Source organism: Falsiruegeria mediterranea M17 (genome assembly GCF_900302455.1).
In the GTDB taxonomy this organism is placed as follows: Bacteria; Pseudomonadota; Alphaproteobacteria; order Rhodobacterales; family Rhodobacteraceae; genus Falsiruegeria; species Falsiruegeria mediterranea.
The window spans coordinates 16,702-37,858 of record NZ_ONZG01000003.1 but is presented as its reverse complement, the minus strand read 5'-3'; the positions used below and the strand labels follow the sequence as shown (position 1 = coordinate 37,858).

The following is a 21,157-nucleotide window of genomic DNA, read 5'->3' as shown; positions in this document are numbered from 1 at the left end:
ATAGACAAACGCCCGATCTGTGATAGCGGTGGCGACAGACGCGAGGCAATTCATCGGCCCCAGCGTTTTGGAGCACCACATGACAGATATCACGCACTCCCGGCCCGGAGCGGGAATCGCCTTTATTGTCGCGGGCATGATCGCGATTTCGATCAACGATATGCTGATCAAGCAGTTGTCGGGCGGCTATCCGCTGCATCAGATGGTGTTCCTGCGCTCGTCGATCGGGATCGCCCTGTCCATGGTGTTTGTCTATTTCGAGGGTGGCGTATCGCTGCTGAAAACCCGGCATCCGGTCCTGCACAGCGTCCGCTGCATCATGGTCGTGGCCTCGAACATGAGCTTTTTCGTGGCCCTCGCCGCGCTTCCCCTGGCGGATGTCACAGCGTTGTTCTTTGCCGCGCCTTTGTTCATCACCGTACTGTCCATTCCCATGCTCGGCGAAAAGGTCGGGGTGATGCGCCTGACAGCTGTTGTCATCGGCTTTGCCGGGGTGATCCTGATGCAACGCCCGTGGGAGGGCAGCGACAGCGCCACGGCTGACCGTATCGTCCTGTTGCTTCCGGTTCTTGCGGCGCTGACTTATGCCATCAACCAGGTGATGACACGCAAGCTTGGCGCGACAACCAAAGCCTCGGCGCTGGCTGTCTACATCCAAGGCATGTTTATCCTCGTCTCCATCGGCTTCTACCTTGTTGCGGGCGACGGGCGTTATGCTGAGGGGCTGGAAAACCCCAGCTGGGTTTTCCTGCTGCGCGCCTGGGTTTGGCCCAGCACAACCGATTGGTACTACTTCATCGGCCTTGGCCTAAATTCCGGTATTGTTGGCTATTGCCTTGCACAGGCCTATCGCCTGTCCGACGCGGCGACAGTTGCCCCCTTTGAATACATCGGCCTGCCGATGGCGGTATTCTGGGGCTGGTTATTCTGGGCAGAAATCCCCTCGCTCGAGGTCTGGGCAGGCATGGCGATGATCATGGGGGCGGGCCTGTTCGTCTTCCTGCGCGAAAAGCAAAAGGCACGGCGTGTGGCCCGGACCGAGGTCAAAGGGCGATATTGAGCAGACGCCACGTCGCACCATTGGACGCTTGCATTCATGCGGTGTCCCGGAAACCCTGCACCCATTGAGGGAAGAGGGAACCAAAACCATGCTGAACGGCGTCCGCATCATCGAAATCGAAGGGCTGGGGCCCGGCCCGTTTGCCTCCATGCTGTTGGCGGACCTGGGCGCGGATGTGATTGTTGTGCACCGCAAGGGCGGCGCTGTGACACCCGGCATGCCAGACCGTTCCCTCCTGGATCGCGGCAAACGCTCGATTGCGCTGGACCTCAAGGATGCGGACGACCTGGCAACACTCAAGGCGCTGATCACAACTGCTGATGGCCTGATCGAAGGGTTCCGCCCCGGCGTGATGGAGAAATTGGGCGTCGGACCGGAGGTTTGCCAGCAGTTGAACCCGCGCCTGGTCTATGGGCGCATGACCGGCTGGGGTCAAAACGGCCCTTTGGAGAAGGTGGCGGGTCACGACCTGAACTACATCTCGATGTCGGGCGCGCTCTGGTACAGCTCCGCCCCTGGCGACGCGCCACAAACCCCTGCCACGTTGGTCGGCGACATCGGCGGTGGCGCCATGTATCTGGTGACCGGACTGCTCGCGGGCATTCTGAACGCGCGCGAAACGGGTCAAGGCACGGTGGTGGATGCTGCAATCTACGACGGCTCGGCCCATATGATGAACCTGCTGATGAATCTGCGCCAAACGGGCAACCTGTCCGACAATCGCGGCCGCAGCCTGCTGGACGGCCCACATTGGAGCCGCACCTATCGCTGTGCCGACGGAGGGTTCATGACCGTGCAATGCCTTGAACCCAAGTTCTACGCCCTCTTCCTGGACCTTTTGGGTCTATCTGACGACCCGGACTTTCAGCAACAGTACAACCCCAAGCTCTGGCAAACCCTTACCGATCGTCTGACGGGCATCTTTGCAAGCCATCCCCGTGATCATTGGGCCGAGATATTTGTTGGCACCGACGCCTGCGTCGCTCCGGTGCTCAGCCCCGAAGAGGCCAAAACCCATCCAATGAACGCGGCCCGAAACACTTGGACAGAGCAGGGCGGCAACCTGCAAGCAGCAGGCGCGCCACGGTTTTCCACCTATGACTGGACGCCCAGTCCTAGCCCGGAACGCGGTGAACACGATGCGGAGATCCGCGCCAGCCTCAAAGGCTGACGCCCTTCATTCTTCTTGGTGTAAATACGGCGGGGGAGGCGCAAAGCGACGGGGGCAGAGCCCCCTACCCGCGTGCCCCTTCGCGCACCGTGTCGATCATCAACTGCACATTCTCGGGATCGGCATCCGGCGTGATCCCGTGACCCAGATTGAAGATATGCGGACCACCCGAAAACGCTTTTACGATGGCTCGCGTTTCATCAACCAAATCCTGACCGCCAGTCACCATGTGACGCGAGGCCAGGTTGCCCTGAACGCAGCCGTCAACCTGCACATTCGCCGCCGCCCAATCCGGGGACACCGAATTGTCCAGCGCCACACAATCCACACCGGTGGCTTTGGCAAAGCCAACATACTTGTCGCCCGCCTCGCGGGGGAAGCCGATGATGGGGATGTTTGGGTGACGCTCTTTCAGAGCCGCCGTGATCACCCGCGCCGGTTCCAGCGCGTATTTGTCAAACGCCTCGCCCTTGAGCGACCCGGCCCAGCTGTCAAAGATCTTGACCACTTCGGCCCCGGCCTTGATCTGCATCGACAGGTAATCAATCGTTGCCTCGGTGATCCGCGCCAGCAGCGCCTCGAACAACGCTGTGTTGCCTTCACGCAGTGCATGAGCCGGGCCTTGGTCTGGGGTGCCACGTCCCGCAATCATATAGGTCGCAACGGTCCAGGGTGCACCGGCAAAGCCAATCAACGTGGTCTCGGATGGCAGTTCACGCGACAGAATGCGGACGGTTTCATAGATCGGGTTCAGCGTCTCGTGAATATCCGTGGCTGGTTTCAGCGCGTCGAAATCGGCCTGCGACGTAATCGTCGACAGACGCGGCCCCTCGCCTGTGACAAACCACAGATCCGCGCCCAGCGCCTGTGGCACCAGCAGGATATCGGCAAACAGGATGGCCGCATCAAACCCATAGCGACGGATAGGCTGCAGGGTAACCTCGGCAGCAAGCTCGGGGTTGTAACACAGCGACAGGAAGTCACCCGCTTGTGCACGGGTCGCACGGTATTCCGGCAGATAGCGACCGGCCTGCCGCATCATCCAGATTGGCGGCACTTCCTGCGTCTCGCCTGCCAATGCGCGCAACAGCTTCTTTTGTTCACCCATGCTCATCCCCATGTCCGTTTCCACCACCGGTTCTGCCTTCGGCGGCAATTTGTCAAGCAGTGCCCCCATTGTCAGGGCAATGTGACGCGACTAAAGCAGGGGGATGACAGCACAGCTTCCAACCCCCGCGTCCCCGCTCAAGATCGGCACCCGTGGCTCTCCGCTTGCCTTGGCCCAGGCCTATGAGACCCGCAATCGGCTGATGGCCGCGCATGACCTGCCCGATGACGCGTTCGAGATCGTGGTGATCACGACCACCGGCGACAACCGCGCCATGATCGAGGCAGATAGACCGCTCAAAGAGATCGGCAACAAGGGGCTGTTTACCAAGGAAATCGAAGAGGCGATGGTGCGGAGCGACATCGACATCGCCGTGCATTCGACCAAGGACATGCCAACCGTGCAGCCTGCCGGACTGATCCTGGACACGTTTCTGCCGCGCGAAGATGTGCGCGACGCGTTCATCTCTGCGGGCGCAACGTCAATTGCCGATCTGGCGACGGGTGCGATTGTCGGAACCTCGTCCCTGCGCCGCCGCGCGCAGCTGCTCAACCGCCGCCCCGACCTGAACGTCGTTGAATTTCGCGGTAACGTGCAGACCCGTCTGAAAAAACTTACCGATGGCGTGGCCGAATGCACGTTCCTTGCGCTCGCGGGCCTCAACCGTTTGGACATGGACGGTGTTCCCGCCACCGCAATCCCGCCCGAGGATATGTTGCCCGCGATTGCCCAAGGCGCGATCAGCATTGAACGCCGCATCGACGACACCCGCGCCGCCGATTTGCTGGCCGCCATCCATGACCAAGAGACCGAACAGCGTCTGAGGGCCGAACGCGCCTTTTTGGCCGCCTTGGATGGCTCGTGCGAAACACCTATCGCCGGCCTGGCCGAGCTGGACGGCCCCACCCTGCGCCTGCGCGGTGAAGTGCTGCGACCTGATGGCACCGAAGTGATCCGAGACGACCAAACCTGCCCGATCGAAGATGGCGCTGAACTGGGCCGCTCGATGGCGGCCAAACTGTTGGAGCAAGCAGGACAAGGTTTTTTCGAATGGCGGTCGTGACGTCACGAGAGTTGTGACGCGACGCTGAATTTGACAGACTGTCATCGGGTTGGGACCGTCACCGGGCGGAGGAGGACCCACCATGACACCTGGAAAAGCTTATCTGAGCACTGAAGAAATTCGCCCTCTGGCCGAGCGGTCGGACGCCATGGGTGTCTGGCTCACCTTGCATTGCTGGGGTACGATTGCGCTTGCCGTGGCCTTGTTTGGCTTCTGGCCCAATCCGGTGACATTCTTGATTGCTTTGATCGTGATCGGATCGCGCCAGCTTGGCCTGGCGATCCTGATGCACGAAGCTGCGCACAACGCGCTGTTCAAGAGCCGCAGGTTGAACGACGTTGTGGGCGAATGGCTTTGCGGTCGACCCATCCTGGCCGAGTTGGCCGCTTACCGTCACTATCACCTGACCCATCACCGGTTCACGCAGACGGACAAGGACCCCGATCTGGTGTTGTCGTCCAAGTTCCCGACTTCGCATGCATCACTCAAACGCAAGTTTAGCCGCGATCTGACCGGTCGCACCGGGTCCAAGCAGCTGTTGGGTCAGATCATGAGATCTTTCCAATTGGCAGGCGACAAAGAAGCGATGGAATCTGCAGCCTCGGATTTCGCGCAAAGTTTCAAAGCCCCGCAGTTTTGGAAATCGATGCCCGTGTTCATTGGCGTCATGGTCATTATGGGGCTGATCGGTGATTGGTGGTGGGGGCTGGCCTTTTGGCTACTGCCTTACTTGACCTGGTTTCAGTTTGTCCTGCGCGTGCGCAACATCGCGGAACACGGTGCGACCGAGCAATCCGAGAACCCCTTGCAGAACGTGCGCACAACGATGGCCGGACCGCTGGCGCGGTTGCTGGTGGCGCCTTATTGGGTCAACTATCATCTCGAGCATCACATGGTCATGCATGTGCCTTGCCATAACTTGCCCAAGATGCACAAAGCCTTGCTGAGCAAAGGATTGGGATCACAGATGAAGACCGCCCCCAACTATGGTGCAGCACTGCGAGAGGCTGGATGGCGGTCCGCCTAAGTAGATCAACTCCGCTCACGAAACGGCGGGTATGCTGGCGGCAGGGTCGTTTCGGGTTACCCTGCTAACCTGAAGATGTACTCAGTTTTTGAAAGGTAACACCCATGCGCGTAAGACTGTCCTTGCTGCTGGCCGCCGTTGTGGCTCTCCCCACTGTGGCCGCCGGGTTTCAAGCCATCAATCGGTTCGAGGTCTATCCCGTCAACAAAAGCGGTGTGTTCGAAGTGGTCAATCGCCACGGATCAGCGCCCAAGGACTTCTGGTGTGGTGCTGGCGACTATGCCATCCGCGTCTTACGCACCAGCGCAACGCAGAGGGTCTATCTTGTACAAGCGGTTGGACCTGCGGTGACTGTTCAGGGGCGCAAAGGCGTTCAGTTTGCATTGAACCCACCCCAAGGCGCAGACACATCGACCGGCTACTCAGTGACGGTCAAAAAGGTCGGCGACAACATGCCCGCGCATATGGCGCAGAACTATTGCTACGATCGGATCGAAGATGAGCTCTGGCCATTCTGATTTCGGAAGAACTCCCGCACCCGAGCGGCCCTGACTTCGTCAGCACCGCTAACGGCCTTGGGCCGGGCGCCTCGCTTGTCGCTCGGCGCGGTTTCGTCCAGACGACATCTCGCGCATCTCTCTCGGGTGGATGCAAATCCGCGCCAACCGCCGAGCGAAGCGAGGCCCGGCCCAACGGGAGACGGGCATCTTTGATGCCCGATCGACGGGCGGGAGCACGCCGCCTGCACAGAACTGCGTTAGAAGTGCTTAGACCCACTTTGCCAAGGGCGGCAGGCTCATCAATACGGCATCCGGGTCGTGGCCGGTTTCCAGACCAAACTTGGTGCCGCGGTCATAAACCAGGTTGTATTCCGCATAGAGCCCCCGATGCACCAACTGCGCATCCTTGTCAGCCTCGTTGAAGTTCGCCTCGCGTCGGCGCTCGACCAGGGGCACAAAGGCGGGCAAAAAGGCGCGCCCGATGTCCTGGGTCAGCTCGAAATCGGCTTGCCAATCGCCGGTGCAATAATCATCCATGAAGATCCCGCCGACACCGCGCGCACGTTTGCGGTGCGGAATATAGAAATACTCATCCGCCCATTCCTTGAGCCGCGGGTAGTGCGCCAGCCCGTGCGGGTCTAGATGGCGCTTTTGCTCGGCATGGAAGTGCGCGGTATCTTCGTCATATTCCAGACACGGGTTCAGGTCCGAGCCGCCACCGAACCACCAGGCATGCGGCGTCCAGAACATGCGCGTGTTCATGTGAACCGCCGGTACATGCGGGTTGCGCATATGCGCCACCAAAGAGATCCCGCTGGCCCAGAACCGCGGGTCTTCGGTCATGCCCGGAATGCCCTTGCGCGCAGCCATCGCAGCCTGCGCCCGCTCTCCCAAAGTGCCGTGCACCTCGGATACGTTGACGCCGACCTTTTCGAACACACGCCCACCACGCATGACGGACATCAACCCGCCGCCGGCGTCCGATCCATCCTCGGCCGTGCGTTTGGTCGGGGTCACTTCAAACTGCCCCGGTTCCATCTCAGAGAAGGCCCCCGAAGTGTGGCTCTCTTCCAGCGCTTCGAACCGGGCGACGATTTCATCCCGCAGGCTGCGAAACCATGCAGCGGCGGTGGTTTTTTCTGTCTCGAACATGCGGCTCTTTTTCTTAATGTGCTGCGGCGCCGACGGGATCGAGCAAGGTGCGCCCCCCATCCAGCGTCAGGATCTGACCAGTCATGAACGCGGACGCGTCCGAGGCCAGGAATTGGGCTGTTTCAGTCAACTCGGTCGGCGAGGCAATCCGTGACAGCGGAGTGTGGTTTTCAATATCGGTGCGCGCATCCCGGTTGTCCTTGAGGGCACTTTGCAGCGACGCACTCATCACCGAACCCAGCGCGATGGAATTCACCCGGATGCGTTTGGGCGCCAACGCCACGGCCAACGATCGGGTCATTTGATCCAAGGCCGCAGAGGATACGGAATACCCCAACAGTTCGGGATGGGTCCGCCGCGCGGCAATCGACGACAGGTTGATGATTGACCCGGCGGTGCCTTCGTCCTGATCTTCCGACTGTTTGATCATCCGCCTGGCCACCAACTGATTGAGTCGCAGGGCAGGAAACAAGTTCTGGTCCAGCAAGGTCCGGACCGACGGATCATCCGCATCCAGCGGGTCCGACGGCGCCACCTGACGTGCGCCGTTCACCAGCACATCGATTTGATCAAAGGCGTCCAATGTGGCCGAGAGCAGGTTGGCGATCGTCAGCTTCTCGCGTAGATCCCCTGCAAAGTAACGAATGTTGCCTTCGTCGGCCTGCTCGCCCAACTCACTGATCAGGCTTTTCTCGTCCATGTCAGCAAACATCACATTTGCCCCCATGTCAGCAAAATGACGCCCGATGGCCAAACCAATGCCATTGGCTGCGCCTGTAACGATTGCGGTTTTACCTGCGATGGAAAAGGACATGCGAATCCTCCTGATGTGGGCACACGTTAACGGCGATCAACGCCGCGTGCGAGCAGGTCGTGTCGCCTGCAAGATTTTGAACCGATTATCGCCTGCAACCTCTTTGACCTGTCCAAACAGCTCGGCCAGCGTGGTTTCGTACGGCAGATGCCTGTTGGCCACCAACCATAGCTGACCCGATGGCGCCAAGATGCGCGCGGCTGTTGCGATGAACCCCCGCCCAAGCGCCGGATCGGCGGCGCGAGAGGTGTGAAACGGCGGGTTCGTCACGACCGTGTCTACAAGTTCTCCGGCGGCCCAATTGTGGGCGTCCGCCCAGTGAAACCGCGCGCGCGGGTCGGTGATATTGGCACGCGCACATGTCAGCGCGGTATGATCGGCCTCGACCAGATCAAGCTGCTCGACCTTGGCATTTTTCAGAACCTGCGCCGACAGATAGCCCCACCCAGCCCCCAGATCGACCACACGGCAGCCTAGCTTCTCGGGCAAGACCTGCGCCAAAAGCGCCGAGGCCGGATCGACCCCATCCGCAGAAAAGACCCCTGGCGCTACTTGGAACCCGTCAACGACCTGCGCCTCGGGCGCCAACCAGTCGGCAAAATCCGCCTCTTGCGCCGGAAACCAGAATATCTTGCCATGCGCTTTGGAGATCGGGCCTGAAACGGCCACGCGCTTGCGGATGTCCTTGAGCAGGCTATCGATACCGTCGGTCTTTGTTCCGTCGACCAGGACCCACCCAGAACACTGCCGGCTGGCCCGTGCCACCAGATCCCGCGCCAGCGCCTTGGCCCGAGGCACAAAGACGATAGCCAGATCACACGGGTCGTCGCTAACAGGGGTACAGGCGAACCCTTGGGATTGGAAATGGTCGTGAAAAGGTTTGAACGGCTGCACGATATGGGTCGTTTTCGGCAGATCGCTCAGATCATGATCCGGGGTCGGCATAACGACCGAAATTTTATCACACGGCAGCAGGTCGCCCGAATCGAGCGCCAGGGACAGGCGGACAGACATCGGCGCGCCTTACTCTTCGCGTTCCATGGTGCATTGCAACGGGTGCTGATGACGACGAGCGAAATCCATCACCTGACCCACCTTGGTCTCGGCAATCTCGTGGCTGAACACGCCAACCACGGCGACGCCTTTCTTGTGGACCGTCAGCATGATCTCAAACGCCTCGGCGTGAGTCATCCCGAAAAACCGTTCCAAAACATGGACCACAAACTCCATCGGGGTGTAGTCGTCATTGAGCAGCAACACCTTGTACAGCGGCGGACGCTTGGTCTTGGGCCGGGTTTCAACAAGCACCGAGGTGTCGTTGTCGTCGCCTGGGTTGTCCGACATCATCAAGGGTTGTAGCAACATCACGAAGAACAGTCCGGTTGGGGGTTGGGTTTGGTATAGTGGCTTATATAACCTTCCATCCGGTTTAGAAAAGAGAAAGCGAACAGGTGTCGACGGATCGTAAACTCACCACTGTCGGTTTTGACGCTGACGACACCCTATGGCACAACGAACGCTTCTTTCGACTGACCCAGGATCGCTTTGCAGAACTATTGACCGACCACGCCGACCCCGACCACCTGGCCGAACGTTTGCTAGAGGCTGAGCGCCGTAACATCGGGCACTATGGCTATGGCGTGAAGGGATTTGTGTTGTCGATGATCGAAACCGCGATCGAGGTAACCAAGGATCGCGTTCCAGCGTCTGTAATCCGTGAGCTGATCGAGGCCGGTCAGGACATGCTGGCCCACCCAATCGAGCTGCTGCCACATGCCCAGGAAACTGTTAGGGCTGTCGCCGAAACGCACCGGGTATTGTTGATCACCAAGGGCGATCTACTCGATCAGGAACGCAAGCTGGCCCAATCTGGTTTGGGTGACCTGTTCGATGGAGTCGAGATCGTCAGTGAAAAAACGCCAGCATCTTACGCTGCCATTTTTGCTCGGCATGGTCATGGGGCCGAACAGGCGATGATGGTGGGCAACTCCATGCGCTCGGATGTTGTACCTGCGATCAAGGCCGGCGGTTGGGGTGTCTATGTCCCCCACGGTCTGACCTGGGAGATCGAACACGCCGAAGCTCCTGCGCAAGATCCGCGGTTCCACGAATTGCAGCATCTTGGCACCCTGCCTGCGCTTGTTGAGCGGTTGAGCTGACACGGCGACTTCCCGCCGCCTCATTGTTGCCACAATGGCCGGTATTGCGGACTTCGTTGCGCCGCCCCCTAAATGTGGATTCTCGTAGTTCGGAAAATCAACATAGGCTTGCAACCTCCGGGTTTATTTTGAGGAATCCCTGTGTTAGCCTGTGTGTAACTAATCAATGAGCCAGCCGAAAAATCGGCGGCCTGAGGCAGACAGAGGCAATGATCGTGCAGGTTCGGCGTACAAAGCCGGCCCGTTTGGGCCTTATTATTCTCACAGCCGTTTGGCTGTGCGTACTGATTCCACTCAGCGCGCGGGCGGCCCCCTATGCCGCTATGGTGATTGATGCCCGCACGGGCGAGGTTTTGCATTCACGAAATGCCGACACCCGATTGCATCCGGCTTCTCTGACCAAGATGATGACGCTTTACATCGCATTCGAAGCGGTACGAAACGGCGAAATCACGCTCGACACCAAAGTGCGCATCACCAGCAAAGCCGCCAGCGAACCGCCATCGAAACTGGGCCTGCGGTCCGGTCAGCGCATTGCGTTCCGCTATCTGATCCGGGCCGCAGCCGTAAAATCGGCGAACGATGCGGCCACGGCCATCGGCATCGCGATCAGCGGGTCCGAGGCCGCATTTGCCCGTCGCATGACCCGCACGGCCAAGGCACTCGGAATGACGCGCACCACGTTCAAGAACGCGCATGGCCTGACCGAAAGCGGTCATATGTCGACCGCTCGGGACATGACCACGCTGGGGCGGCATCTGCTTTATGATTATCCGCAGTACTACAATCTGTTCTCGCGCAAATCGACAAATGCCGGGATCAAATCGGTGAACAACACCAACCGCCGCCTGTTGGCCGCCTATCAGGGTGCTGACGGGATCAAGACGGGCTACACCCGCGCGGCAGGCTTCAACCTGGTGGCGTCAGCAAAACGCGGCAATGAACGCGTCATCGCCACGGTCTTTGGCGGCAAATCCAGCTCGTCGCGAAACGCCAAAGTGGCCGAGTTGCTGGATCTTGGGTTCCGCCGCGCCCCATCCCGCGCCCCGATCCGCAAGCCGAACCGCCCCGCATATGTTGGCAACACCACGACCGGTGGCAGCGGCAAGACGATCCGTCTGGCCGGAGCGCCAAAGACCAGCCTGCGTCCGCAATCGCGTCCCGCTGCTGCGGCCGTCTTGGTGGCTGAAGCCGCCAAGCAAAACGAGGACAGCATTCAGGCCAGCATCAACGAAGTGATCGCCGAAGTCGGTTCAACCCCTGCAACAGCACCTGGCACCCGTCCAGCCTTGCGGCCGGAAAACCTGGTACTGACATCAACCGATCCTGAACCCGCAGCCCCCCCACAGCCCGAACAAGAGGTTGTGACCCGCCTGTCGACGTCCGGTGGCCACCATTGGGGCATCAACGTCGGACGTTACACAAACCGTTATCAGGCCGAGAAGGTTCTGCTGCGCACTGCTTTGGCGGAAATGGCCACGCTCGACGGAACGCTGCGCAAAGTCGATCAGTCCGCCCGAGGTTTTGACGCCACATTTCAGGGCATGACCCGCGATCAGGCCGATTTGGCCTGTCGCCGCCTGAAGGCACGCAACGTGACCTGCTTCATGATTGGCCCATCCTAGAAATTACCACCAGCACTACCTCGTAAGTAAAAAGGCCATGGATCAAACCATGGTCTTTTTCTTTTTGGTGAAGGTGGCGATTGAAAGGAATTGTCCGCATTCACGGTTGAACCGCATCGGTTTGTTTTGCACCCGTTTCATGATAGTCTGGATGCAGGTTCTTACCTTGACGCGCCCATTGCTTGCAATTTTGGCAAGCGCCCAAATTTGGTTGTTTGCAGCAGGAGACACGATGCCCGCCTCTGGGAATCATACAACTGTTCTGACTGTTCGGCTGATCACTGAGAAACCGAACCGCCAAACAATCGAAGCTGTTCGAACTCGTTTGCAAGAGTTCGATCTTGATGTGGAAGCCAGCACCGATCGCTCGATCGAGGTTCGTGGACCACGGGCAAAACTGGAAGCGGCTTTGGGAATAACCATCGCTGACGAAGGCCACGGTCACTCTGTTGTAGAGGGGCCTGATTTGAAACTGGCAGAACCGAATTTTCCGGTCTCTGCCTACATTCCAAGGAAACCTGATTTTTTCTGACCAAAGGAGATTTTGAAATGACAAAGACAACTGTACGACTGGTTCCGCGCAGCTCTCAGCGTGTGACGTTTTCAGACTATGTATCCATGCCCCAAGAGCGGTTGAGTGGTTCGGTCGCCCCAGAGCGCCGATCCATGAACAAGGCCATCAAAGCCTTCGATGATCGGGCAATTCCACAAGAAGCAAGCCCACTCAAACGTTTGGACGTCCAATTGGACGAACAGGAAATGGCGGACGTGTTCGGGGACGTCGCCATGGAGCAGCACCCAACCCGTGCCAGTGACGACCGCTCTGTGTCTTTGAACGAAACGTTCAACCGCCCCGCTGCGGCACTTAGCGTGCCCGAGGCGCTGCAGGATTCCATCGCTTTCGCCTATGTCCCGCGTCCGGTTGAATTCTTTGCCCCCCTGCCGTTTCCGCCAATCGAGAATATCTACCATCTGCGGTTGGCCGATGTGCGCCTGGCCTTGAATGCGGCCCGATGTCATATGAACGGCTGGACCGGAAAGGGCGTGCGTGTTGCCATGGCCGACACGGGTTTCATGCTCCATCCCTATTACGTCCGGTCCGGGCTAAAACTGATCCCGACGGCCTCCCCCGGGTCTGGCCCTGCTGATCTAGACAACTCCGGCCATGGCACAGGTGAGGCGGGCAATATTTTTGCCGTTGCACCAGATTGCACCGTGTTCGGGGTCAAGCATGGGTCCAGCGCGGCAGGGACTCTTGAAACCTGCATCGACCAGAATCCCGACGTGATGACCAATTCCTGGGGCTACAACATCGATCGCATGACCAAGGATGAACTGCGTCTCAACGATCCGAACATGTTCTTTGAGGTCATGGATGTCGAAGCCGTGATCAACGACGCCATCCAACGCAACATCGCGGTTCTGTTTTCTGCAGGAAACGGCCATCGTGCCTTTCCTGCCAGCCACCCCGACGTGATCTCGGTCGGCGGCGTGACGTTGAACGAAGACGGCAGTATCGAGGCGTCCAACTACGCGAGCTCATTTCGCAGCCTGCTGTATCCGGGACAGAACATTCCCGATTTCTGCGGTCTCGTCGGACGCTCGGAAATGTCGCCGCAAAGCGCGCACATCATGTTGCCCGTACCGCCGGACTCTGAGCTGGATGGCGAAAACTTCCCGTCGGGTCGCAGCCAGAGCGGGTGGGGAATATTCTCGGGCACGTCAGCGGCCTGCCCGCAGACCGCAGGTTTGGTGGCGCTGCTCAAACAAATCTCCAAAGGTTTGAGCCCAGCGCAAATCCGCCAAGTGTTGAATGCGCGGTCAGTGGATGTGACCGACGGCACCACGGCGACCGGAGACACCGCAGCGCCGGGGCACGATCTGGCCACAGGTGCCGGACTCGTGGACGCGCTGCGTGCATGTGGCTTTGCGGTCGGAACCTCCTGACCACCTACCTACTTGGACTTGGCCGCGGGTCATCGCCGCGGCCATGCTTACCCTGATTTCGAATTGGCCCTAACCGCTTGTTCAAACTGGAGCGTGGCCTTTGCCGTGCATATCGGCTACCCAAAGCGCACGCAGGGGGGTCCCACCTAGGGGACTGAGAGGCTGACGGTGCACCATGCACGGCGACGCGACCCTTTGAACCTGACCCAGTTGATACTGGCGGAGGAAGCTAGGGCATCGCAAACGCAGGGATCATGACCCGTCGCCTTGCCTGACACGAGAGGGCCGTACACCCTCTTTTGCATCCAAGCCCACGTCATCTGTGTCTTTTTGAGTTAAACGCTTGAGGAGCACTGAAATGAACGTCCCCAATCCAAAGATCACCACAGGTGGCCTGCCTGCCGCGCGCAAGATCTATGTATCCGGCACGCAGCACCCCGACATCCGGGTGCCGATGCGCGAAATCTCGGTTCACCCAACCGCCGGAGAGCCCCCTCTCCCCGTTTACGACAGCTCGGGCCCCTACACCGATCCGGATGTGCAGATCGACATCAAGCAGGGACTTGCCCCTCTCCGCCGCGCCTGGATCGAGGCGCGTGGCGATGTCGAAGACTATGAGGGGCGCGAAATCACCGCCGCGGACAACGGCTTTGTCGAAGGTGACCGGCTGACGCCCGAGTTTCCCGTCAAACCGCGCCCGCTGCGGGCCAAAGACGGCAAGGCCGTCACGCAGCTGGCTTATGCCCGCGCGGGCATCGTCACGCCCGAGATGGAGTTCATCGCCATCCGCGAGAACCAATTGCGCGAAGCGGTAGTTGAAGAACGTGATGGCAACGACTGGGGCGCCAACATCCCCGGCTACGTCACGCCCGAGTTTGTAAGGGACGAGGTTGCCGCAGGCCGCGCCATCATTCCTGCCAACATCAACCACCCGGAAGCCGAGCCAATGATCATCGGGCGCAATTTCCTGGTCAAGATCAACGCCAACATGGGCACCTCGGCTGTTACCTCCAGCATGGAGGAAGAGGTCGACAAAATGGTCTGGTCGATCCGCTGGGGTGCGGACACGGTCATGGACCTGTCCACTGGTCGCAACATCCACAACACCCGCGAATGGATCATCCGCAACAGCCCCGTACCCATCGGCACCGTCCCCATGTACCAGGCGCTGGAAAAGGTGAACGGCATCGCCGAGGACCTGACGTGGGAGGTGTTCCGCGACACGCTGATCGAACAGGCCGAACAGGGCGTCGACTACTTCACCATTCACGCAGGTGTGCGCCTTCACATGGTGCCGATGACCGTGAATCGCGTGACGGGCATCGTCTCGCGCGGCGGCTCGATCATGGCCAAGTGGTGTCTGCATCACCACAAGGAAAGCTTCCTGTATGAGCATTTCGAGGAAATCTGTGAAATCTGCCGCGCTTATGACGTGTCGTTCAGTTTGGGCGACGGTCTGCGCCCCGGTTCCATCGCGGATGCCAACGACGAGGCGCAGTTTGCCGAGTTGGAGACCCTGGGTGAGCTGACAAAAATCGCCTGGGCCAAGGATTGTCAGGTCATGATCGAAGGGCCAGGCCACGTTGCCATGCACAAGATCAAAGAGAACATGGACAAACAACTGGAGTGCTGCCACGAGGCTCCGTTCTATACGCTTGGGCCGCTCACCACGGACATTGCACCGGGCTATGACCACATCACATCCGGCATCGGGGCCGCGATGATCGGCTGGTTCGGCTGTGCGATGCTCTGCTATGTGACGCCCAAGGAGCACCTCGGCCTACCGGATCGTGACGACGTCAAAACAGGGGTGATCACCTACAAGATCGCCGCCCATGCCGCCGATCTGGCCAAGGGTCTGCCGGGGGCGCAACGCCGCGATGATGCCCTGTCGCGGGCTCGGTTCGAATTCCGGTGGGAAGATCAGTTCAACCTGTCACTCGACCCGGAAACCGCGCGCGAATTCCACGATCAGACCTTGCCGAAACAGGCCCACAAGGTCGCACATTTCTGTTCCATGTGCGGGCCTAAATTTTGCTCAATGCGGATATCGCACGACATCCGGGCCGAGGCGCAAAAAGAAGGGATGGAGGCCATGGCCGCCAAGTTCCGTGAAGGCGGTGATCTCTACATGCCAGCCAAAGAACCGGCCGAGTAACGAGTGCGGGGGCCGTGAGTTCAACGGCCCCCATTTTCCAGCGTTCAGCGCACGAACTTGGTCACCTCGACCCCGCCTTCGGTCAGGCAGCGTTTAACCGACCGAGCGATCTGCAACGCTGTCGCCCCATCGCCATGCAGGCAGATGGTGTCGATCGAGGTCTCCAGCCGCTTGCCGCTCTCGGTGATGATCGCGCCTTCCTTGACCATTTCCAGGATACGCGGCCCTGCCACGTTCGCATCATGGATAACGGCCCCCGGCAGCGACCGATCCACGAGCGTGCCGTCATCATTATAAGCCCGGTCGGCAAATATCTCGCCAACCCATTTGCAGCCCAGTTCCCGCACGGCCTCTTCCTGCTTGGTCACGGCCAGCACCATCACGATGATGTCCGGATCCACGTCCAACGCGCCCTGATAACAGGCCCGCGCCATGTCCAGATCAACCGAGCACATGTTGGCCAGCGCTCCATGCAATTTCAGATGCCGCACCTTGGTGCCCACGGCCTGCGCCATGCCAATCGCCGCCCCCAGCTGATAGCGCACCAGATTGCGCAGAGAGGCATGAGGCACCTTCATGTTGCGGCGACCAAACCCTTGCAGGTCGGGAAAGCCGGGATGCGCCCCGATACCGACATCGTTTTCAGCCGCGATTGTCATGGTCTTGGCCATCACATCCGGGTCCCCCGCGTGAAACCCACAAGCAATGTTGGCCGAGGTGATCACCTGCAACAGGTTCTCATCATCGCCCATCTTCCAGGGGCCAAAGCTCTCGCCCATATCCGCGTTCAGATCGACTTGGGTCATTGGGGGTCTCCTTTTTCGGTGGCCGAGACCACACCACTGATGAGTTGGTAGGACAGCAAGTCCGAAATGTCATGCGGGTTGCGTACCAATGCCTCGGTCTTGCTGGGCAAACGCCCCAGATCGCGCACGAAAGCCGCTTGCAGATCTGCCGCCTCTTCTAGCGTCACAAACTTGAACCGGATCGCCCCCCCTGCCGGTGTCTGCGCCGCGCGGGGCAAGTCACACGGCAACACGGTTGCAATCCGGGGGTATCCTCCGGTCGTCTGACATTCGTTTAGCAGGATGAAAGGGTTGCCGGTGCCCGTCATCTGGATATCGCCTGGCGTGATAACCTCGGACAGGATATTGAGCTGCCCCTTGGCGGCAAAGCCCTCGCCCGCACTGTCCAGCTGCATTCCCATGCGGTTGGCCCGGGGACCGCGTGTGAACTCTGTCTGCTCGAACCGGGCCCGGGTCGCGTCGTCAAACAGGTCGCTCTGGAAACTGCGCACAACATGTAGAGTGCCGCCCTGAAACCGGTCGGACACGGCGATCTTTTGCCCAGCGTCCCCATCGTCTTGCCCAACAGGCAGCGCATCGCCCGCTGCCGCCACTTGCCCCACCTTGGCTGTCAGATGCACGGCACGCGATCCAAGGAACGGGTCAGAGGCAATCCCGCCACCCACATGCAAGTAGCCATAGCTGCCCCGCGACACGGCCCCAAGGCTCAGGTGCTGCCCCTTGAGCAGCTGATGCGAGGCATTCCAGACCGCAGGCGTTCCATCAATGCTGCACGCCATCGGCGCCCCAGTCAGGGCGATGCGCATGTCCTGGGACGCTTCGAACTCGCCCCCCATCCCAGCCATCTCCAACGCGGCAAGCTGCGGCGATTGGCCCAGCAACGCCGCGCCCTCGTGCAAGGCCATCAGATCGGCAGCACCCGCCCGCGACAATCCCTGTTCGGTATACCCAAAGCGCCCTTGATCCTGGATCGTACACGCGGGACCGATGCGAAGAACATGCAAACTCATGCCTCGATCTCCTCGATCTGCGCACCACCATAGCCATCTTCATTGCGGGTGCGGATCTCGTCCAACTCATCAGGCGTGATCGACACAAACTGCATCTCGTCCCCGGGGTTCAGTGCAAACGTCGGCGTACGCTCCGGCTGAAAACACCGAAAGGCCGTCTGCCCCACATGCCGCCAACCCGTAGGCGTAGGCCCCGAAAACAGCACAAACTGCGAGATCGCCAGCACCAATGCACCCTCTGGCACCATGGGGTTCAGCTCTTTGAGGCGCGGGATGTCAAACGCAGGCTCCAGCGGCCCAAGGTATGGCTGACCCGGCGCAAACCCGATGGTGAGCACCCGGACACGGGACGATGCGAGCCTTTCGACCGCGTCCGAGGCCGACAGGCCCGCGGCCGCAGCCGCATCTTCGAGTTGCGGCGCAAGGTCTGTTCCATAAACCGTGGGAACACGCCAGAACTTGCGCCCCTTTGGCAGGCGCGCCGCGTACCAGTCACGATCTGCCAACAACCGGTTCAACCAACCTTCACACTCAACGTGGCTCAACTGTCCCGGATCAAACCGCACATAGGCAGATGCCAGAGAGGTCGAAGTCTCAATGACACCCGATGGCCGTTCGGCCTCCATCATCCCCCGAAAAGCCAAAGCAGCACGGTTCGATGTTTCGGTCATCGTGTCCGCAAAAGTCACAAGCATCCCGTCCAGCCCGACATTGCGCACCATGGGGAATTGGTCAGCGTGGGTCATAGAGCCTCCGCAACAGGGTTGGGGTCAGGTACATGGGAAACTGGTAACACCCCAGGAAAATCAACAACGGTTCGGTTATCTCGGGCGAAAGCGCCACAAAGAAAAGAGCAAAGTTCCGGTTGCCCGAAACGATTGAAATCGGAACGGCGTCCGTGCGTCCTTTGGCCTTCAACAACGCATAGGTTACGATCTGCGCGCCAAAGTTGATGGCAAAGGCCGCCACCAGCCAGAACGCTAGCTCTGCCGGATCTCGGGCAAAGGCCGGGCGGATCGCGGACATCAGTGCAATCACGATGATGGCCAGGGCAATCACAGTCAGCCCGTCTACGGCGCTGCGACGCTCCTCCGACAGCTTCGGGAACCCGAAGTGTCGTAAAGCAAACCCCAACACCGCCGCGATCAGGATCACCACCAACAACCGCCCTGCCGCCAGCAGAGTCGCCTGCAATCCGCCAAGTTCGGGCAACAGATACATCACCGGAACGCAGGTCAGCGGCAAAATCGCCGTGCCCAGGATCAAGAGCCGCAACGCAGGCGCCGGATCATGCCCCAGCAGGATCGAGAAATTTGCCGAACCTGTTACCGACGGCGCGGCCAACATCAGGACGATGGCCATAGCCAGCGGGGTGAACTGCGCCCCGAAAACCCATAGCCCGAACAAGAACAACAGCGGCAGCCCCAGTTGCAGGCACAACGCCGTGACAGCCGTGGTGCGTAGGTCACCCAGATTTCCCATAGCCTCGCGCGGGCCGATCCGGAACGCCGTCAGAAAGAGCAGCAGGGCCACCATTTCCGGGATCCAGGGCCTGAGGATGATGGCCAGGTCGGGCAATGCCAACCCCGCCATCAATCCGATGATCAGGCCAAACTTTCCATGCCGTGCGATGAACGCCAGCCCATTGCCGAACATGTCACGTCCTCTGCCTTAGCCGCCTGGCCCGGATCGTAGATTGTCGGGCAACCAGGTCGCAAGGTCGGGGAAGGCGATGAGAACAAAGACCATCAACACCATGATCATGAACATCGGGAACGCCGCACGGGCAATGAATCCCATCTCATGCTGCGTCATCCCTTGCATCACAAACAGGTTGAACCCGATGGGCGGCGTGATCTGCGCCATCTCAACCACAACCACGATGAAGATACCGAACCAGATCAGGTCGATGCCCGCTTCGCGCACCACAGGTTCCAACACGGCCATGGTCAGAACCACGGTCGAAATCCCGTCCAGGAAACAGCCCAGGATGATGTAGAACACCAAAAGGACCATCAGCAGCCAGAACTTGGTGAACTCCCACCCGGCGATAAGCTCGGCCAACTCCTTGGGCAGGCCGGTCTTGGCCATCGCGAATTTCAGGAAGGCAGACCCCGCAAGGATCAGTGCGATCATGGCCGAAGTTCGCACCGCGCCGATGGTGCTGTCGCGGAACGTCTGCCAGTTCAGCGACCCTTGGATCAAAGCCAGGACCCATGCGCCGACCACACCAATGGCCGCAGCCTCGGTCGGGGTGGCAAAGCCCAGGTACATCGAGCCGATCACGGTCAGAACCAGCAGGATCACCGGGATCAGAAAGCGTGAGTTCTTGAGTTTGTCCATAAAGGACATCCCGTCTTCTTGCGACGGGTTCCAGCTCTTGGAGAGTTTGGAATAGACCGCCACATAGATCATGAACATCGAAGCCAGAACCAGACCTGGCAGAACGCCAGCAAAGAACAGTTTGATGATCGAGACACCATCAATGGTCACGCCGTAGACGATCAGGGTTAGCGACGGCGGGATCATCAGGCCAAGTGTCGCCGCACCGGCCAAGGTGCCGATCGTCATCGTCTCGGGGTAGTTACGTTTGCGCAACTCCGGGATCGACATCTTGCCCACGGTGGTCAGGGTCGCGGCGGATGATCCGGACACGGCCGCAAAGACGGTACAGCCGACGATGTTGGCATGCACCAAACCACCCGGCAGTTTTGCCATCCACGGCGACAGGCCTTTGAACATGTCCTCGGACAAGCGCGTTCGGAATAAGATCTCGCCCATCCAGATGAACATCGGCAAGGCTGCAAGTTCCCAGGATTTCGAGGCCGACCAGATCTGGCTGACCATGTCCTGTCCGATGGTGCGCGAGTTGGAAAACAGCTCCAGCGCCACCCAGCTTACGCCCATCATGGCGATACCGACCCAAACGCCGCTTCCCAAGAGCAGGAACAGAACGGCGAGGAAGATCACGACAAGTACGACATAATCCATTGTCTCAGACCTCCTGCGTTTCGACGTTGTCGTGTTGGATGCGGTGCTCACCCTTGAAGATCAGGTGCAGCAGGTGATCGGTCAGCGCGATGGCCAGGATCACCCCCCCGATCACCATGACCGATTGCGGAATCCACAGCGCGGTCTTGTCCTGCGCTTGGCTGACATCATTGAACTTCCACGACCAGAACACGAACTGGCGCGCATGCCAGCAGAAATACCAGACCACAGCAGCGGAGACGGCAAAGCACCAGATATCTACATAACGTTTCATCCCCGGTCCAACCGCATTGAGCAGCAGCGACACCCGGATATGCGAGCCGCGATTAAGCGCCGCTGCAAATCCCAGAAACGAGGCCGCCGCCATGAAATAAGCCGCGTATTCCGGCGCACCGGGGAATACCTCGGACGACCAGCGGGCCAGCATTTGCAGCAGGATCAGAACCAGGATGGCGATCATGCAGAGCGCCGCGAGTATCTCTGCAAGTCTGTATATGTAATCTAGAACTGCCCTAAGGCCGCGCAGAACGCCCATGATGTCACCCTCCCGTCGGATGGAATTCGGG

General features: G+C 59.7%; 21 protein-coding genes and 1 riboswitch. Of the genes, 10 read left to right on the top strand and 11 right to left on the bottom strand.

The features are described from left to right. The first annotated feature begins 79 nt into the window (after positions 1 to 79). Both TRM7615_RS06200 and TRM7615_RS06195 read left to right on the top strand, forming a co-directional pair. Positions 80 to 1,060, top strand: a complete 981-nt coding sequence (locus TRM7615_RS06200) for a DMT family transporter (protein WP_108786048.1) — start codon at positions 80 to 82, stop codon at positions 1,058 to 1,060. A gap of 88 nt (positions 1,061 to 1,148) precedes the next feature. Further along, positions 1,149 to 2,231: a CaiB/BaiF CoA transferase family protein gene (locus tag TRM7615_RS06195; protein WP_108786047.1), complete on the top strand. Its 1,083-nt coding sequence runs from the start codon at positions 1,149 to 1,151 to the stop codon at positions 2,229 to 2,231. A gap of 64 nt (positions 2,232 to 2,295) precedes the next feature. On the opposite strand, the gene hemE is transcribed toward TRM7615_RS06195, so the two are convergent. Then, positions 2,296 to 3,339: a uroporphyrinogen decarboxylase gene (gene hemE, locus TRM7615_RS06190; protein WP_108786467.1), complete on the bottom strand. Its 1,044-nt coding sequence runs from the start codon at positions 3,337 to 3,339 to the stop codon at positions 2,296 to 2,298. Positions 3,340 to 3,442: 103 nt separating this feature from the next. Between hemE and hemC the strand changes: the two genes are divergently transcribed. The 3 genes from hemC (at position 3,443) to TRM7615_RS06175 (ending at position 5,947) form a co-directional block, all read left to right on the top strand. After that, positions 3,443 to 4,402 carry a hydroxymethylbilane synthase gene (gene hemC / locus TRM7615_RS06185; protein ID WP_108786046.1) on the top strand — a complete coding sequence of 320 codons (960 nt, stop codon included), beginning with the start codon at positions 3,443 to 3,445 and terminating at the stop codon, positions 4,400 to 4,402. Between the two features lie 82 nt (positions 4,403 to 4,484). Continuing rightward, the gene (locus TRM7615_RS06180; RefSeq protein WP_108786045.1) at positions 4,485 to 5,429 is read left to right on the top strand and encodes a fatty acid desaturase family protein; all 945 of its coding nucleotides are present in this window, start codon (positions 4,485 to 4,487) and stop codon (positions 5,427 to 5,429) included. Positions 5,430 to 5,533: 104 nt separating this feature from the next. Continuing rightward, on the top strand, positions 5,534 to 5,947 hold the full coding sequence (locus TRM7615_RS06175; protein WP_108786044.1) for a hypothetical protein: 414 nt from the start codon (positions 5,534 to 5,536) through the stop codon (positions 5,945 to 5,947). Between the two features lie 249 nt (positions 5,948 to 6,196). Here the strand turns inward: TRM7615_RS06175 and hemF are convergent, their stop codons facing one another. From hemF to clpS, 4 genes are read right to left on the bottom strand one after another with little or no spacing between them, the layout of a single operon-like run. After that, positions 6,197 to 7,081, bottom strand: coding sequence for an oxygen-dependent coproporphyrinogen oxidase (hemF, locus tag TRM7615_RS06170; RefSeq protein WP_108786043.1), 885 nt, complete (start codon positions 7,079 to 7,081; stop codon positions 6,197 to 6,199). A gap of 13 nt (positions 7,082 to 7,094) precedes the next feature. Further along, positions 7,095 to 7,895, bottom strand: coding sequence for an SDR family NAD(P)-dependent oxidoreductase (locus tag TRM7615_RS06165; protein WP_108786042.1), 801 nt, complete (start codon positions 7,893 to 7,895; stop codon positions 7,095 to 7,097). Between the two features lie 36 nt (positions 7,896 to 7,931). Further along, entirely contained in the window at positions 7,932 to 8,909 is a 978-nt protein-coding gene (locus TRM7615_RS06160; protein WP_108786041.1) for a class I SAM-dependent methyltransferase, read from the bottom strand. Between the two features lie 9 nt (positions 8,910 to 8,918). Next, a complete protein-coding gene (gene clpS / locus TRM7615_RS06155) occupies positions 8,919 to 9,260 on the bottom strand; it encodes an ATP-dependent Clp protease adapter ClpS (protein ID WP_108786040.1) in 342 nt (113 codons plus the stop codon). An 86-nt stretch (positions 9,261 to 9,346) separates the two neighbouring features. Between clpS and TRM7615_RS06150 the strand changes: the two genes are divergently transcribed. From TRM7615_RS06150 to thiC, 5 genes are all read left to right on the top strand, one after another. Continuing rightward, complete coding sequence (locus tag TRM7615_RS06150; RefSeq protein ID WP_108786039.1) at positions 9,347 to 10,054, top strand: HAD family hydrolase; 708 nt, start codon at positions 9,347 to 9,349, stop codon at positions 10,052 to 10,054. A 209-nt stretch (positions 10,055 to 10,263) separates the two neighbouring features. Next, positions 10,264 to 11,679 carry a D-alanyl-D-alanine carboxypeptidase family protein gene (locus TRM7615_RS06145; RefSeq protein ID WP_108786038.1) on the top strand — a complete coding sequence of 472 codons (1,416 nt, stop codon included), beginning with the start codon at positions 10,264 to 10,266 and terminating at the stop codon, positions 11,677 to 11,679. A gap of 37 nt (positions 11,680 to 11,716) precedes the next feature. Next, entirely contained in the window at positions 11,717 to 12,211 is a 495-nt protein-coding gene (locus TRM7615_RS06140; protein WP_108786037.1) for a hypothetical protein, read from the top strand. A gap of 17 nt (positions 12,212 to 12,228) precedes the next feature. Further along, positions 12,229 to 13,626 (top strand): S8 family serine peptidase, encoded by a 1,398-nt coding sequence (locus tag TRM7615_RS06135; protein WP_108786036.1) that lies wholly within the window; start codon positions 12,229 to 12,231, stop codon positions 13,624 to 13,626. A 123-nt stretch (positions 13,627 to 13,749) separates the two neighbouring features. After that, a riboswitch (TPP riboswitch) is annotated at positions 13,750 to 13,871 on the top strand. A gap of 113 nt (positions 13,872 to 13,984) precedes the next feature. Further along, complete coding sequence (gene thiC / locus TRM7615_RS06130; RefSeq protein WP_108786035.1) at positions 13,985 to 15,784, top strand: phosphomethylpyrimidine synthase ThiC; 1,800 nt, start codon at positions 13,985 to 13,987, stop codon at positions 15,782 to 15,784. A gap of 44 nt (positions 15,785 to 15,828) precedes the next feature. Here the strand turns inward: thiC and TRM7615_RS06125 are convergent, their stop codons facing one another. The 6 genes from TRM7615_RS06125 to TRM7615_RS06100 are packed head-to-tail and all read right to left on the bottom strand — an operon-like array spanning position 15,829 to position 21,126. Continuing rightward, on the bottom strand, positions 15,829 to 16,590 hold the full coding sequence (locus TRM7615_RS06125) for a LamB/YcsF family protein (protein WP_108786034.1): 762 nt from the start codon (positions 16,588 to 16,590) through the stop codon (positions 15,829 to 15,831). Then, positions 16,587 to 17,600, bottom strand: a complete 1,014-nt coding sequence (locus tag TRM7615_RS06120) for a 5-oxoprolinase subunit C family protein (protein ID WP_108786033.1) — start codon at positions 17,598 to 17,600, stop codon at positions 16,587 to 16,589. Before TRM7615_RS06120 ends, TRM7615_RS06125 begins: the two co-directional genes overlap by 4 nt. After that, the gene (locus tag TRM7615_RS06115; RefSeq protein ID WP_108786032.1) at positions 17,597 to 18,346 is read right to left on the bottom strand and encodes a 5-oxoprolinase subunit B family protein; all 750 of its coding nucleotides are present in this window, start codon (positions 18,344 to 18,346) and stop codon (positions 17,597 to 17,599) included. Before TRM7615_RS06115 ends, TRM7615_RS06120 begins: the two co-directional genes overlap by 4 nt. Continuing rightward, positions 18,333 to 19,256 carry a hypothetical protein gene (locus TRM7615_RS06110; RefSeq protein ID WP_108786031.1) on the bottom strand — a complete coding sequence of 308 codons (924 nt, stop codon included), beginning with the start codon at positions 19,254 to 19,256 and terminating at the stop codon, positions 18,333 to 18,335. The genes TRM7615_RS06115 and TRM7615_RS06110 overlap by 14 nt, the downstream gene beginning before the upstream one ends. A 15-nt stretch (positions 19,257 to 19,271) precedes the next feature. Beyond that, positions 19,272 to 20,591 carry a TRAP transporter large permease gene (locus TRM7615_RS06105; protein WP_085797300.1) on the bottom strand — a complete coding sequence of 440 codons (1,320 nt, stop codon included), beginning with the start codon at positions 20,589 to 20,591 and terminating at the stop codon, positions 19,272 to 19,274. A gap of 4 nt (positions 20,592 to 20,595) precedes the next feature. Continuing rightward, complete coding sequence (locus TRM7615_RS06100; RefSeq protein WP_181893109.1) at positions 20,596 to 21,126, bottom strand: TRAP transporter small permease; 531 nt, start codon at positions 21,124 to 21,126, stop codon at positions 20,596 to 20,598. Positions 21,127 to 21,157 lie beyond the last annotated feature (31 nt).